Origin of the sequence: Xanthomarina sp. F1114 (assembly GCF_026410255.1) — a bacterium.
Taxonomy (GTDB): domain Bacteria; phylum Bacteroidota; class Bacteroidia; order Flavobacteriales; family Flavobacteriaceae; genus Xanthomarina.
Genome location: NZ_JAPMLL010000006.1, coordinates 66,461 through 81,442, shown reverse-complemented (window position 1 = coordinate 81,442; position 14,982 = coordinate 66,461). Strand labels below are relative to the sequence as shown.

Annotated in this window: 16 protein-coding genes and 1 pseudogene; 8 read left to right on the top strand and 9 right to left on the bottom strand. The window is 31.9% G+C overall.

Annotated elements, in window-relative coordinates; translation table 11 throughout:
- Positions 1-69 precede the first annotated feature (69 nt).
- Together OS188_RS06250 and OS188_RS06245 are read left to right on the top strand one after the other, a co-directional pair.
- On the top strand, positions 70-1,440 hold the full coding sequence (locus OS188_RS06250; protein WP_267148082.1) for a sensor histidine kinase: 1,371 nt from the start codon (positions 70-72) through the stop codon (positions 1,438-1,440).
- Positions 1,437-2,123, top strand: a complete 687-nt coding sequence (locus OS188_RS06245; protein ID WP_267147970.1) for a response regulator transcription factor — start codon at positions 1,437-1,439, stop codon at positions 2,121-2,123. The genes OS188_RS06250 and OS188_RS06245 overlap by 4 nt, the downstream gene beginning before the upstream one ends.
- A gap of 11 nt (positions 2,124-2,134) precedes the next feature.
- Here the strand turns inward: OS188_RS06245 and OS188_RS06240 are convergent, their stop codons facing one another.
- From OS188_RS06240 to OS188_RS06220, 5 genes and pseudogenes are all read right to left on the bottom strand, one after another.
- The gene (locus tag OS188_RS06240; protein ID WP_267147969.1) at positions 2,135-4,741 is read right to left on the bottom strand and encodes a carboxypeptidase-like regulatory domain-containing protein; all 2,607 of its coding nucleotides are present in this window, start codon (positions 4,739-4,741) and stop codon (positions 2,135-2,137) included.
- A 69-nt stretch (positions 4,742-4,810) separates the two neighbouring features.
- Positions 4,811-5,605, bottom strand: coding sequence for a GLPGLI family protein (locus OS188_RS06235; RefSeq protein ID WP_267147968.1), 795 nt, complete (start codon positions 5,603-5,605; stop codon positions 4,811-4,813).
- Between the two features lie 64 nt (positions 5,606-5,669).
- Positions 5,670-5,912, bottom strand: coding sequence for a hypothetical protein (locus OS188_RS06230; protein WP_267147967.1), 243 nt, complete (start codon positions 5,910-5,912; stop codon positions 5,670-5,672).
- Positions 5,913-6,181: 269 nt separating this feature from the next.
- Positions 6,182-6,295 (bottom strand): annotated as a pseudogene (locus tag OS188_RS06225) (ATP-binding protein); the annotation flags it as partial.
- Positions 6,296-6,326: 31 nt separating this feature from the next.
- Positions 6,327-7,754: a GFO_1087 family putative carboxy terminal peptidase gene (locus tag OS188_RS06220; protein ID WP_267147966.1), complete on the bottom strand. Its 1,428-nt coding sequence runs from the start codon at positions 7,752-7,754 to the stop codon at positions 6,327-6,329.
- Positions 7,755-7,893: 139 nt separating this feature from the next.
- On the opposite strand from OS188_RS06220, the gene OS188_RS06215 reads away from it, so the two are divergent.
- The 4 genes from OS188_RS06215 to OS188_RS06200 all read left to right on the top strand — a co-directional run bounded on the left by OS188_RS06215 (position 7,894) and on the right by OS188_RS06200 (position 10,067).
- Entirely contained in the window at positions 7,894-8,403 is a 510-nt protein-coding gene (locus OS188_RS06215; protein ID WP_267147965.1) for a GFO_1088 family ECF-type sigma factor, read from the top strand.
- Positions 8,390-8,866, top strand: a complete 477-nt coding sequence (locus tag OS188_RS06210) for a PG0215 family putative anti-sigma factor (RefSeq protein ID WP_267147964.1) — start codon at positions 8,390-8,392, stop codon at positions 8,864-8,866. The genes OS188_RS06215 and OS188_RS06210 overlap by 14 nt, the downstream gene beginning before the upstream one ends.
- 86 nt (positions 8,867-8,952) lie before the next feature.
- A complete protein-coding gene (locus OS188_RS06205) occupies positions 8,953-9,519 on the top strand; it encodes a GFO_1090 family protein (protein ID WP_267147963.1) in 567 nt (188 codons plus the stop codon).
- Positions 9,520-9,524: 5 nt separating this feature from the next.
- A complete protein-coding gene (locus OS188_RS06200; protein WP_267147962.1) occupies positions 9,525-10,067 on the top strand; it encodes a GFO_1091 family lipoprotein in 543 nt (180 codons plus the stop codon).
- 54 nt (positions 10,068-10,121) lie between these two features.
- On the opposite strand, the gene OS188_RS06195 is transcribed toward OS188_RS06200, so the two are convergent.
- From OS188_RS06195 to OS188_RS06185, 3 genes are all read right to left on the bottom strand, one after another.
- Positions 10,122-10,349, bottom strand: coding sequence for a hypothetical protein (locus OS188_RS06195; protein WP_267147961.1), 228 nt, complete (start codon positions 10,347-10,349; stop codon positions 10,122-10,124).
- A gap of 2 nt (positions 10,350-10,351) precedes the next feature.
- Positions 10,352-11,695, bottom strand: coding sequence for an adenylosuccinate lyase (purB, locus tag OS188_RS06190; RefSeq protein ID WP_267147960.1), 1,344 nt, complete (start codon positions 11,693-11,695; stop codon positions 10,352-10,354).
- Positions 11,696-11,814: 119 nt separating this feature from the next.
- The gene (locus tag OS188_RS06185) at positions 11,815-12,342 is read right to left on the bottom strand and encodes an adenylosuccinate lyase (protein ID WP_323370448.1); all 528 of its coding nucleotides are present in this window, start codon (positions 12,340-12,342) and stop codon (positions 11,815-11,817) included.
- A gap of 74 nt (positions 12,343-12,416) precedes the next feature.
- Between OS188_RS06185 and OS188_RS06180 the strand changes: the two genes are divergently transcribed.
- Both OS188_RS06180 and OS188_RS06175 read left to right on the top strand, forming a co-directional pair.
- Positions 12,417-12,890, top strand: coding sequence for a heme-binding domain-containing protein (locus OS188_RS06180; RefSeq protein WP_267147958.1), 474 nt, complete (start codon positions 12,417-12,419; stop codon positions 12,888-12,890).
- A 123-nt stretch (positions 12,891-13,013) separates the two neighbouring features.
- Entirely contained in the window at positions 13,014-14,246 is a 1,233-nt protein-coding gene (locus tag OS188_RS06175; protein ID WP_267147957.1) for a glycosyltransferase, read from the top strand.
- Between the two features lie 90 nt (positions 14,247-14,336).
- Here the strand turns inward: OS188_RS06175 and OS188_RS06170 are convergent, their stop codons facing one another.
- Entirely contained in the window at positions 14,337-14,894 is a 558-nt protein-coding gene (locus OS188_RS06170; protein WP_267147956.1) for a thioredoxin family protein, read from the bottom strand.
- Between the last annotated feature and the right edge of the window lie 88 nt (positions 14,895-14,982).

Below are 14,982 nucleotides of genomic sequence, written 5' to 3'. Positions count from 1 at the left end.
TGTTGTTATGGACAGTTATCACCATATTTGTTTTTCTAAAAATAATAATACACTACCTTTGATTTGATTATGCAAAAATTATATCGTCGAATACCATATTTATTAACTATTGCCATTCTAGCTACAATAGCAGTGCAATTGTATTCAGGTTATATTGATTTCCAAAAAAACAGTTCAAATTTTAAAAGGGAAATGCAACAATCATTGGATGTTGCTCTTGACAATTATTTTATAAAGGTTTCCGAGCAAAAAAACATCACCTTAATTGTTCCAACAGATTCCCTGGAAAGACCGTCTAATCTATCTATAGAAAAGAAGGTTATGGGGGCTATTTCTATGAAGGGAGAACCGAAAAACATTTCAGTTTTTAAAGACGACAAAATACATGAGAGCCTTTCCTCTACTGCAAATGTTAAAATGATAAATATATCAATAAACAAGGATTCCATCAATTTTAAAAAGCTAAAGGTCTTTCTGGACAATGAATTGGATAGAAAAGAATATACTATTCCTTATACCTTAAATTATTACAAGCAGGACACACTTTTTGCAACATCACATAGAGGAGCTATATTTTCTAAACATCTTTCTACAAAGGGGAAATCCACTTATTTGAAAAAAGGAGAAAAAATTGAAATGTTGTTTCCCAATGCGGTTAAGGTTATCCTTAAAAAAAGTCTGATCAATATTATTTTATCATTTTTATTGGTAATAATCATTCTATTTGCCTTGTTTTATTTATTGTACATAGTAAAGCAACAAAAACAACTTTCTGAAATAAAAAATGATTTGATTAGCAACATTTCCCACGAGTTCAAGACACCTATTGCTATCATTGGAACAGCACTGGAAAGCATCCGATACTTTAATGATTCCAATGATCTTGAAAAAACCAACAGATATTTGGACTATTCTAACCAACAATTGGGAAAGTTGGAAAAAATGGTAAATCAACTTATGGACACAGCCTTTTTAGATACTAATGACTGGAACTTAAACAGGCAAACCATAAACATAAAAGAATGGATAGCTCCAATTGTTGAAAATTACAAGTTGAACTCTGAAAAAGAGATTGTAATGGAGGTGTCTAAAGTCATCCAAAACCAGACGTTTATAGATCCATTTCATTTAGGGAATGCCTTGGGTTGCTTGTTGGACAACGCTATAAGATATGGAGGAAATCAAATTGAAATTTTAGTTGAAAATACTCAAGAATTTACCCTTGCTGTAAGCGATAATGGAAATAGCCTGAATAAAGAACAAAGAGCAAAAGTTTTTGATAAATTTTACCGTGTTCCCCACGGTAATCTTCACGAAGTAAAGGGCTATGGAGTCGGGTTGTATCACGTTAAAAAAATAGCGGAAAAACATCATGGGATGGCAAAAGTGTTTTTTAAGGATAACAAAACAACATTTATAATATCAATACCAAACGAATGAATAAAGAGCACACCATTTTATTTGCAGAAGACGAAATAACGCTTGGTCAAATTGTAAAAGAAAGTCTTGAAACTAGAGGTTTTGTCGTACAACTATGCCATGATGGAGATGAGGCGTTTATATTGTACAGGGCTCAAAAACCAGATATTTTGGTGCTTGATGTCATGATGCCAAAAATGGATGGTTTTACTTTAGCGCAACACATCAGGAAAACAGATGAGGAAACGCCAATAATTTTCCTAACAGCAAAATCACAACCTCATGACGTTGTTGAAGGATTTAATACTGGTGGTAATGATTATCTAAAAAAACCATTTAGTATAGAGGAACTTATTGCGCGAATTAAAAATTTGTTGAACAATAAACAAATGGTTTCTCATGGAGAAAAAGACATGGTTATAGGTAATTATAAGTTTAATTCTAAAAAGCAAACACTTCAATATAAAGAAGAAAATAAGGAAGACCTTACTAGTAAAGAAAGTTTACTGCTGTTACTTTTGTTGCAACACAAAAATAAAGTTGTGGAGCGTTCTTTAGTGTTAAAACAATTGTGGGGAGACACCTCTTTTTATTCTGCTAGAAGTATGGATGTATTTATCAGTAAATTAAGAAAAAAATTATCTCAAGATAAAACTATCAAAATCTTAAATGTTAGAGGAGTTGGCTACAAGTTTGTAGTGTGATTTCAACAAGGCTAAAATCTATATTTTATACTGAAAAGTGCATATGCAGGCGCTAACTTAATGAGTTTTTGATAGGACATAAATGAGCTAATCTGTTCAACCAGATAATCTTCTTCATTAAATAAATTATTTAAGTATAAGCTTGTAGACCATCTGCTTTTTTGAGGCTCGTAGGTAATGGTTGCGTTTAAAAAAAGATATGTATCATTTTCCAATAAATAAGACTCATTATTTACAGTGGCTTTTAATGATTCTGAAATTTTAATATTTAAGTCTAAGAAAACCTTTTTTGATTTAAAAGAATTCGATTCCCTATCTACTTTTGAAGAAGAAAACTTATAAGAAAACCCACCTGAAAAATTAAACCATTTGTTAAAATAAGAGCTTGCAGAAAAAGCATAGTTTCCTGAATAATTTTTAAGGTTAAATACTTCTTCTCCGTCGTCAGAAAGAGGGGATTCTATAAAACTTTGACTAGTTTCCCATTTGGTGGCTATTTTTAATTTACTAAAATAACTGGTAAGACTGGCATTGGCTAAAGTATTACTTCCTCCAGAATAAGGTAACAAATCGACGAAAATGAAATTATTGTTTATAGATGTATTGGTTGCATAACCCAAATGCGTAATTGTGTGCAATACAGAACTATTAACAGAGAACCCTTTAATATCGTTGTAAAAACTGTAATTAAATGAAAAAATTGAACTTTTCAATTTGGTAATTTTATTGGTTCCTTTTTCGAAACCTTGATATGAGTTTAAAGCAAAATTATATAGAAGCATTGGTGTTTTTGGCAAATCTTCTTTGTAATTGTAGCCTATCCTAATGTCTCCAATATTTTTTAACTTTTGTCTAAAAGTGAGAGAGGCACTTTTTAGTAAATAGTTATTTTTATTAAACCAATCTTGGGTAAAAATAAAGCTGCCTCTTATGTAATTATCTTGTTTTAGTTTATATTTAAAAGCATTGGATACCGAAACAAAATTATTATCGATTTTTAGGTTATTTGTATAATCTTCAAAATCATTTTGGTTTTTAGTAAAAAGTCTGCTTGAAGCATTTTCATTTTCCATATGGGCGTAAAACTTCAACTGGTTTTCCCATTTTCTTCGTTTAGTAAGCAAGGTGCTTTGCAAACCGTAATAATTAAACTTATCTGAAGCATCCTGAAAAACAGGTTCGGGGTTTTCTATTTCTAAAAAATCATTTAGGACTGGGTATTCAATTTTTACGCTTTCCTTTGAACTGCCATAGCCTAAATAAAGATAATTATACAATGCTGTATTAGGCGTTAAAAGATAGGTGTGTTCTAAATGGTTATAAAATGTTTCTGAAAAAGCATCGTTTTGTTGCAATACATTTGTGTTGCCTAAGATTATGCCATTAAATGCTTTTTGAGGATTAAAGGTATATTTAATAATATTAGTTAGGTAATTTTTTGAGTTAGGAATGTATTTTAGTTCTAATTCTCCTGAACCAGCCTGGTTATTATTTTGATAGTTATTTGTTTCTGAAAATGTAGTCGAGTTCTCCCCTGTATTATATTGGGTAATGGCTTGATAGTCTTGTGTGGTTTTGTCATAAACAAAATTTGCAGAACCTCTAACGGTAAACCTTTCGCTTATTTTTGAAGACAGGCCAAGCGAATGAAGCATGGACGTGTTGAAACTACTCCTACTATTAAACACATTGTTTTCCTGCTCATCGATTGAAAAAACCAAAAATGGTTTCTTCTCTATATGTTGAAACATTTGAGATAAATCAATCACGATTTCATCATTGCTCAAAAGGTTCGCTGCTTTATCCCCTATGTTGTTACCATTGCTAAATTCCAGCAGTTTTATCCGCTTTTTCAACAAACCTAATGTTATTGCTCTTTGATAACGGTTTTTAAATCCATAACCTGCAGAAACATTGCCAAACCAAATATTTTTAAAATCATTTTTTAACTTTAGGTTTATGGCTACTTTTTCTGAATTTGACAGGTTTTTGAAAATGGGATTCTCTTCGTAATGGTCTAAAATTTGGACTTCCTCCAATGTTTTAGCATCCAAATTCTTGGATAGAATTTTATAGTTTTTTCCTAAAATATTTTCTCCTTCTATCAACAGGCTTTCTATAGGTTTTCCATGGGCTTTTATACTGCCATCGGGTAAAATTTCTATTCCTGGCAACCGCCTTAAAACATCTTCAACAGTTTCTTCTGTTTTTGTGGTGTATGGGGACACCCTGATAAAAGTAGTATCAGCGTTTATCCTAATTTTTTGGTGTGCTTCTACTACAACTTCTTTTAAGGACTCCATTTGCTCCTCCATTTTAAAGTTGATGTTCTGAGTGGGTTTGTTTATCTCTACTTCCCTTTTAATTGTAGTATAGCCCAAACTTGAAACTTCGATCAAATATAATTGCACGGTGTCTGTTTCAAATTCTAACAGATAGAAGCCTTTTTCATTACTATATGTATAACTCAAAACATCATTATTTTGGCTCTTAACTAATACAAGAGCACTTTCAATAGGTTGAAGTTGATGGTTAGTTATTGAGCCCGAAACGCTGATATCTTGCCCCAAAATACGGATAGTTACGAAAAGGAATATAAGAGGTAATATAGATCTCATTGAGGCATCTTGTAAAAATGAAACCCCATAAGCAAATGGGGTTTGATAAAACTTAAAAAAAATCGAAATTTAATTAAAAAGCTCAACGCTTAATGTTTCAATGCCTCCTGAATCTACGGTTACATCTCCACCTATTTGTTTGGCAATCAGTATGGCTTTCGTTTTGTTTCTTTCGACTAATTTTTCTAATAAGTTTTTGTACTCGTTAAGTGAAATCCAATTGTAATTGCTGTCTTCTTTGGGTTTTACAACTGGCCCTATTGATAGGTTCTGTGGTGTAGGATATTCTATTGATTTAAAATACAAGTACATTTCCTTTTTCTCATCGTAGGCTTCAAGTATAATCCCTGGAAGTCCCTGTAGTTTCCAAGGCCCGTATGGCAAAGGTATTTTTTTTGTATACCAAGCAGTATAGGTTTTCCCTCTGAAAACTCCGGTAGCTTTATGACAAGTAAGTCCTCCAAAGGTTTTGGTTTCGGATTCTAATTTCCAATTGATTCTATCTCTTTTTTCACGACCATAAACAGGTTCTTTATACTTTTTGTTCCACCAAAGGCTGTCTTTGTGGCGGTTATAATATACCTGCTTACCTTGTGGCAATGTATGCTTACCCACATACATTTGGGTTGTTCCATTTACTTCTTTGGTTTGTTGCCTTTCTAATTCAGCTTGATTTTCCAGTGAATCTTTTGCAGTTACATAATAGGAAGCAGTCTTGTCAAAGACCAAATAAGCATTAAAGTCCAACCCGGCAGGACCACCTTTTCCAGGGCTTTCTATATGTCCATAATAAACAATGCCCTTATTCTGGGCACTACAGATATCAGTTAATGTAACAAGGAAGAAAAATATTAAATATCTCATAATACTGTGATTGTTTTTAATTGTATAAAAATCCTTCTCAGTTCAACCGAGAAGGGTAGATAGTTTAGTTACACAAAGTCCATGCAATATCTATAAGTTGCCCAGTAGTGCAACTATCACAACTAACAGTGTATGAAGAACCGTCTTCACAATTTACAGTAATTTGTGCTTTTACGGCATTAAGAGTTTCTGCACTGTTTGTGTGCTCTAAATTTGCTTCAAAAAAGCCTTTAGTACTTCCTTCATTTGAGGCAAATACCGCTACAGACATAAGTCCTAACATCGAAAGGGTTACTAATTTTTTCATGAAATTTTAATTTAATTGTTTATATAAAACAAAGCAAAGCATATACAAGCCAAAAAATAGTTAATCAGTGTTATATAGTGTTAAGAAGTGTTAACGCGAAAAAATGAAAATACGACGAGTAAGTTGAAAATTAGTTTTTGTTTGTTTCTTATTTGTAAGTCCTGTTTTACAGAGTGGGAAAGCAGGCTCTTTTATTTTTTTGTGCGTTTGATGGCGTGGTTTGGCAAAAAATAAATGTGCCTGCCGAGCGTTGGCTCAGCCTTGTGCTCAACGGTTGTTACTAGTTTATCAACACTAAAACCTTTATCTTGTAATAAGTAATAAAGTGCCAGGGCAGAATCTTTTCCAGTACTCCAATTAAAGTAGGTTTTGTAAGCTGTCATAAATTAAAAATACAGTAGAAATTATTCATTTCTAATCTATATACATTCTGTTTTTGGTAAAAGTAAAATCTTTACTGTCTCCAATTACTTCAATAGAGTTAGGTGGTTGTATAGATATTCTGCCACCATCCGTAATTTGTTGTAAAGCTATGGCTAATAGTGTTTCGTCTGGATCCCCTAAAACGCCTAAATGTCCATAGCGTTCCTTAGCCTGAATTGTTGGGTAAAGGCCATCGTTATAATCTGTATTTCCAATGGAATTAGATGTTTTTAAAACCAAAGGTTGCATGGCATAGGTGTGAATTGGGTTAACATCTCTGCCACTAAAATCTGGCGAGTCGTAAAGAGTTATAGACGCTTGATATTTTCCTGTAGTACTTGTTCCAATTTGAACAACTTCAATATACGGATTCAAACAATTAATTACCAATTCGCTTGCCGAGGCTGTACTTTTACTAGTTAAAACATATAGTTTTCCTAAACTTAGGCTGTTTAACGAAGTTCCATCATCATTATTGACAAAATTATTTATTAAAGAACCTGGATTTAATTGCGATTGAATCTCACTATTCCATTGATTGGTATTAAAAACCTGTCCTGTAAATTGCCCGGTAATCATACTGGATAAGAGAATTGCCGTATTGACCGAACCTCCAGAATTATAACGTAAATCCAGGACCAAGTTTTGGATGTTTTGAGATTTAAAATACCCAAAGGCATCGTTAAGTTGCATGTCGAAATCTCTTGTAAAACCGTTGTACATTAAATAACCCACGTTTTGGTTGGCCACTTCTAGCACTTGTTTTATAAAAATAGGATTTTCGGTATAAGGAGACTTGCTTAGATTTACACTTTGATTGATTGGGTCTATAGAATCGTCAGTTGTTTCTGTTGTGCCATTATCGTTGTATATAGCTAAATTTATGGTGTAATTATTAGCACTTAATAAGTCTCTGTAGTTATTTATATTTAGAGGAACACCATTTATGGCGTGGAATATATCTCCACGTTTTATGCCTTTACTTTCAGCATCTGTATTTGGTAACACATAACGGACATATCCAAAAACCTCAGTACTTGTATTTGAAAAACGAACTAGTCCAAACTCCATGCCGTTGTTATAAGTTGTTCCGTTAAGCTGTTGCTGTAATTCAATATAATTGTCTGTTATCCAACTAAACCTATCAATAGTTTGTCTTTGGTAAATGAGATTTTCGAATAAATCTTCAGGAAAAGAAAAGCTGTTTAAATAATTTTCATATTCAGATGTAGAAAATCTATCGTTTGCTAAATCAGGAACATTATCTTTATATAAATAATAGGTATTTAGACCTTTCCAAACAAAATTGTTTAAATCTTTAGTTGCAGCAGGATGGTCGTCAAGATCTTCAAAACACCCAACAGTAAGGAGTGAAGACACTAATAATAGACCAATAAATTTTAAATGTTTGATTTTCATAAAAGAACTTTTACTTCAGAGTAATCGGAATAAAAGTACTTACTTTATCTTAGACTAAAAATTTTTTGTAACAAAACAACAAATGTATCGTCGTAATAATAGACAGACATAAACCAGCTGTTACAATCCAAACAAAACTATGACACAGGCAGAATTTTTAAATATTGTCATACCTTTTAAAGACAAAATCTTTCGTTTAGCAAAACGATTATTGGTTTCGAGGGAAGAAGCAGAGGATGCGACACAAGAAATTTTGCTAAAACTGTGGAATAATAAAACAAAGATTGAAGAGTATAAAAATGTGGAAGCATTTTCTATGACGATGACCAAGAATTTTTGTTTGGATAAATTAAAGTCCAAACATGCGCAAAACTTAAAAATTGTACATAGTAATTATCAAGACAAAAACACGTCTTTACAAAAACAGATTGAATTAAACGATAGTGTCAATTGGGTAGCAAAAATTATTGAGAATTTACCCGAACAGCAAAAAATAATTATTCAATTAAGAGATATAGAACAATACGATTTGGATGAAATAGCCAAAATGTTAGACATGAAAAATACGGCAGTAAGAGTGGCTTTGTCCAGAGCAAGAAAATCAATAAGAGAACAATTAACTAAAACACATAGTTATGGAGCTAAATAATATAGAAAACTTACTTGAAAAGTACGAAAACGGCGAAACAACTTTAAAAGAGGAGCAAGAGTTAAAAAACTATTTTTCGCAAGAAACTGTTGCAACACATTTAGAGATTTACAAACCTATGTTTACTTACTTTACGGTAAACCAAAAAGAAACCTTTACTAAAACTGTTCCATTAAAATCTAAGAAAACTATAAGTTATAAGTGGATTTCGGTAGCAGCAGTAGCAATTCTATTATTAGGCATCTTTTTTAATACACCTATCTTTCAACAAGAAGACGATTTAGGAACTTTCGACGATCCAATGACCGCGTATAACGAAGTGGTTAAATCTCTAGAACTAATTTCTAATAGTTTAAATAAAGGAACTGAAAAACTGGGTTATCTGGATCAATTAGATGCAGGAATGTCTAAGGTTGGTTATTTGGACGAAATGGAAACTAAAACAAAAATAATTTTTAAATAAACCCATCCAATTCAGGTATAATACTTGCTAGGAAACTTAAAAAAATAATTAAAATGAAATCGAATAATAAATTTAAAACTAGAAAAATGAAAAATAAAGCAATTCTCTTTTTAATGGCAATTATGTTATTGCCTTTAACTTCCATGGCACAGGATATTTTTTCGAAATACAGCGATAATCCGGAAGTAACTTATGTGTCTATTAAACCAAAAATGTTTCAAATGTTAGCAAAAATGGATATTAATACAGACGATCCTGAAGCACAAGAATATATAGACATGGTAAATAGTATAACCAGCTTTAAAGTTATTACAACTGGTAATAAAACTATTTCTGGAGATGTATCCAAATGGGTGCAATCTCGTAAAAATGCTTTGGAAGAACTCATGGAGGTTAAAGACAATGGTGTCAATATGACCTTTTATGTAAAAGAAGGAAGAGACGAAGACCATGTAAGTGAATTTCTAATGTTTGTAGATGGCCTAAGTGCTGTTACAAAAGATTTAGAGGTAAATATGAATGGCGAAAAACGTGAGTTTGAAACGGTAGTTGTGTCTTTAACGGGTGACATTGATTTAAACCAAATTTCTAAACTTACAAAGAAAATGAACATTCAAGGTAGTGAGCATTTAGATAAGAAAAACAAAAAGTAAAACTTATGAATTCTTCAATTAAAACAACACTATTCAGCTTACTAGCACTCATCATGCTAGTAAGTTGTAATAATGGAGAGTCTCTACAGACATACTTTGTAGATCATCAAGAAACTCCGGATTTTATTTCAGCCGATATTCCTACAACTATTGTAGAATTAGATGAAACTTCTTTAACTGAAGAGCAGAAGGAAGCTTATAAGTCGGTAAAAAGACTCAACTTTTTAGGATTTAAAATTACGGATAGCAATCAAGATGTTTACACTAAAGAGCTTGCTAAAGTAAAATCTATTTTAAGTAATAAAAAATATATTGAACTGATTGAATTTAACGATAAAACTGCGAAAGTAATTGTCAAATATATTGGTGATGATGATGCAGCCGAAGAGTTTATTGTATTCACCAGCTCGAAAGATATGGGCTTTGGTATTGTTAGAGTTTTAGGAAGCAATATGCGTCCAGAAAAAATGGCAACTCTTGTGGATGCTGTACAAAAAGCAGATATCGATAGTTCTCAATTTGAAGATGTTTTAGGCTTTTTTAATTAAAAGTATCATTCATTAAACAAAAATGGCTTCTATATTTAGAAGCCATTTTTGTTTTTATAAAGTTTTATCTTGATGGAGAATTGTATCCTCTTTTTCTAGAGGCTCTTCATCTTTATCAAACAGATGTTTGCTACTAACTAAATTATAAACCACTAATATAAAAAGGAAGAGCAAAATTCCAACAACCACATAATTTTCCAAAGCACCTAAAATTCCTAAAACAGAAAATCCAAATGCTACTATGGCACAAATTAGTAAAGATTGTTTGTCTGTAAGTCTCATATTTATATTCCAGTATAATTACTTGGAGTAATGGTTTTTAATTCCTTTTTAATACTTTCTGAAACCTCTAAGGTATCAATAAAATTTGAAATAGACTTTTGATTAATTTTCTCATTGGTTCTAGTTAATCCTTTTAAAGCTTCATAAGGATTAGGGTAAGCTTCTCGACGTAAAATAGTTTGAATTGCTTCTGCCACAACAGCCCAATTATTTTCTAAATCTTCAGCAAATTTACTTTCGTTTAAAAGTAATTTCCCTAAACCTTTTAAAGTAGATTTAAATCCAATTAAAGTATGTCCAAACGGCACGCCAACATTACGTAAAACCGTGCTGTCTGTTAAATCTCTTTGTAGCCTAGAAATAGGAAGTTTAGCAGATAAATGTTCAAATATAGCATTGGCAATGCCTAAATTTCCTTCGCTATTTTCAAAATCAATCGGATTTACCTTATGTGGCATAGCAGAACTACCAACTTCTCCAGCTTTAATTTTTTGCTTAAAATAATCCATAGACACATAAGTCCAAATGTCTCTATTTAAATCTATTAAAATAGTATTAATGCGTTTTAAGCAATCAAATAGAGCCGCCATATGGTCGTAATGCTCAATCTGTGTGGTTGGAAATGAATGTTGCATACCCAATTTTCCCTGAACAAAATTCTTACCAAAAGCTCTCCAGTCTATATTTGGATATGCCACTTTATGGGCGTTAAAGTTTCCTGTAGCACCTCCAAATTTTGAAGCACTTGGAATATCATTTAATAAATTAAATTGCTCCTCAAGTCTAACAACAAACACTTCAATTTCTTTTCCTAAACGAGTAGGAGAAGCCGGCTGTCCGTGGGTTCTGGCTAACATTGGAATGTTTGCCCAGTCTTTAGAAAGATCTTTTAATTTTTTATGAAGAATAATGTACTCCGGCACATAAACAGCATTCATAGCTTCCTTAATACTTAAAGGGATAGCCGTATTATTAATATCTTGAGATGTTAATCCGAAATGAATAAACTCTTTATATTCTGAAATGCCTAAAGCATCAAACTTGTCTTTTATAAAATATTCAACAGCTTTTACATCGTGATTAGTTACTTTTTCAATTTCCTTAATGGCAGACGCATCAATAGCTGTAAAATTCTTGTAGATAGCACGTAAATCATCAAATAAATTGGTGTTAAAAGCTTCAAGTTGAGGTAGAGGCTCTTCGCAAAGTGCAATAAAATACTCGATTTCTACTTGAACTCGATATTTAATTAAGGCTTCTTCAGAAAAATATGGCGCTAATTCGTTTACTTTATTTCTGTAACGACCATCGATAGGAGAAATAGCATTTAAAGATGTTAAAGACATGTGTTGTGTTAGTTTTTGTGCATTTTAAATTAATTTTCAATGCAAATTTTAAAGATGCAAAGATAATGAAATCATTTTCTATAGTCGATTTAAGATTTGTGAATTTTATAGCTAATGCACTACTTCTTAATCTTTTTTAAAATCTGCCTTGCCCGTGCTTTAAAACCCGAGCTCTGTATCTGGTAATCCCGTTCTATAATTGTTATTAATTCTAGATGAATCCAATCAAATTCATTTCCAAAGAGGAAAAGTGTGTTCATAGAATATGCTTTGGGTGCTATTTTTTCATCGTTAATCATATAGTCAAAACAAGTTTCTACAATTAGCTCTTTGTGTTTATTGGTTAAAGTTAATTGTACCTTATTCGCTGTTTTAGAAAAATATGCTTTTGCTAAATACTCACATATTTTTGCAATTGGTCTTACTGCTGGATCTAAATGCACCTTATTAATATTTTCAGTAAATACATCCAAGTAAGGAAGTAGTAATTCTAAGTTGTCGGCGCATACAAACTCTAAGACCCAAGCTGCTCTACAAGATGTTTTATCGTCTACATCAAATAGAATATCCAATAAATTAGGAAGTAATTCTGGTGTGTCTAAAATTAAATTAGCATACTTCAAACGCTTGTCTCGCGTATGATTCACGAAATTTAATTCATTATAAAGTTGGTCTTTAGTCACAAGAAATACTTATTTTTATTTTCTGAAATTATTCAAAAATGAAAACTACAAAAAAAATATTATTAGTAATGCTAATTGTATTTGTTGTTGCTCAATTTTTTGGCCCGGAAAAGAATAAAGGTGATTTGGTGTCTTTAGAACCTTTTTTATCTGAAACTAATCCGCCAGAAAATATTAAAATTATTTTAAAAGAAAGTTGTTACGATTGCCATTCAAATGTTACAAAATATCCGTGGTATAATAATATAACTCCTATTAATTACTGGATGGCAGATCATGTAAAACATGGAAAAAAGCATTTTAATATGTCTAATTGGGAAGGCTTGTCTGTAAAGAAAAAGGATCATAAATTTGATGAACTTATAGAGATGATTGAAGAAAAAGAAATGCCATTGCCTTCTTATACATGGACACATCAGGAAGCCAAGCTTTCAGATTCTGAAATTCTGGAAATGGTAGAATGGGCAAAACAAGTGAGGTTTAAATATAGTTTAATGCCAAAACCACAATAGTCGTTTTCAATAGTAAGTTTGCTTAAGTACTTAATAGTTTTTATTTACATTTGGACCGATTTTAAAACTCTGTTATATTTATTCGGAAATTATGAGTTTCAACCTAAAAACAATAATAAATTCGTGGCAAAAAGCCTTTTAATAATTGGTTATGTTTGGCCAGAACCCAAAAGTTCTGCTGCAGGAAGTAGGATGCTGCAAATTATTAAATTATTTCAAACAGCTAAATACAATATTACCTTTGCAAGTCCTTGTGCTAAAAGTGACAATGCTTTTAACCTGGAAGAAATAGGAGTGAAGCAAGTTCCAATAGAACTAAACAGTTCTAGTTTTGATGTTTTTGTAAAAAAAATAAATCCCAATATTGTTCTATTCGATCGGTTTATGATGGAAGAACAGTTTGGTTGGCGAGTTGTGGAACAATGTCCTCAAGCTTTAAGAATTCTCGACACCGAAGATTTACACGGATTGCGTAAAGGCAGACAACTGGCTTTAAAGGCAAATAAGGCTTTTGGTTTAAATTATTTATTTAACGACACTTCAAAACGAGAAATAGCGAGTATATATAGATGCGATTTAAATTTAATTATTTCTGAAGCTGAAATGGACTTTCTAGAATTAAAGTTTAAAGTGCCCAAAACTATTTTGTGTTATTTGCCTTTTTTATTAGAGAAAATTTCAACTTCCGAGATTGAAAAACTCCCTGGTTTTGAATCTAGACAGCATTTTATAAGTATTGGTAATTTTCTTCACGAACCTAACTATAATGCCGTTTTATATTTGAAAGAAACTATTTGGCCTTTAATTAGGACACAATTACCTAAAGCAGAACTACATGTTTTTGGTGCCTATATATCTCAAAAAGTTACTCAGTTGCATAATGAACGGGAAGGTTTTTTAGTTAAGGGTTTTGCAAAAGATGTTTCGGAAGCTATGCAAGAATCAAAAGTTTGTGTGGCTCCCATACGTTTTGGTGCGGGATTAAAAGGAAAGTTGGTAGATGCTATGCAAAATGGAACGCCTTGTGTTACAACAAATATTGGAGCAGAGGGAATGTATGGGAAACTTGAGCCAAATGGCTTTATAGAAGATGACTCTCAGGAATTTGCGGACAAATGTGTGCATTTATATAGAGATAAAGATCTTTGGATGCAAAAGCAGAAAAACGGCTTTGATATAATCAATAAGCGGTTTCAGAAAAATCAGTTTCAAAAGGAATTTCTAAATAGAATTGAAGAAATATCAAAGCAATTGGAAAATCACCGGACTCATAATTTTACCGGGCAAATACTTCAGCATCAAAGTATGCAAAGCACCAAGTATATGAGTAAGTGGATCGAGGAAAAGAACAAATAGCTTATTAACGGTACCTGTTTATTCTTTAATTATTTAAATTTTAAGCGGTTTGAGTTTACGCTGTTTAAGGCGACAACTAAAAACTAAAACTTATGTCTTCCATTTTATATTACAACCAATACTAGGTTTTTGACTTCTTGTGTTTTCTTCGTTTTTTATTAGACAGTTTAAGGCGTGTCGGATATCATTTCCAGTTACAGGAATATCATTGTCGGGTCTGGAATCGTCTAATTGTCCTCTATAAACCAATTCTAAATTTTGATTAAAAACGTAAAAATCTGGAGTACATGCAGCTTTATAGGCCCGAGCTACTTCTTGAGATTTATCGTATAAATAAGGGAATATAAAATCTTGTTCTAAAGCATTGGTTTTCATTTTCTCAGGAGAATCCTGTGGGTAATTTTCAACATCGTTACTAGAAATAGCGATTAGATTTACACCCTTGCTTTTATAATCTTTAGCTAGTTGGCTAATTTCGTTATTAATATGTTGTACAAAAGGACAATGGTTGCATATAAACATAACGATTGTAGCCTTTAATCCTTTTAAATTTTTTAAAGAATAGTTATTTCCAGAAACTGTATCCATTAGAATAAAAGAAGGAGCCTTTGTACCTAAAGGAAGCATGCTTGAAGGGGTTCTTGCCATATTGTCTTTATTTTAGTCAAAAATTTAAATTACAATTTTATAATCAGTATTCCAAATCAATTAGAATTAGTTGGATATACTTATATTG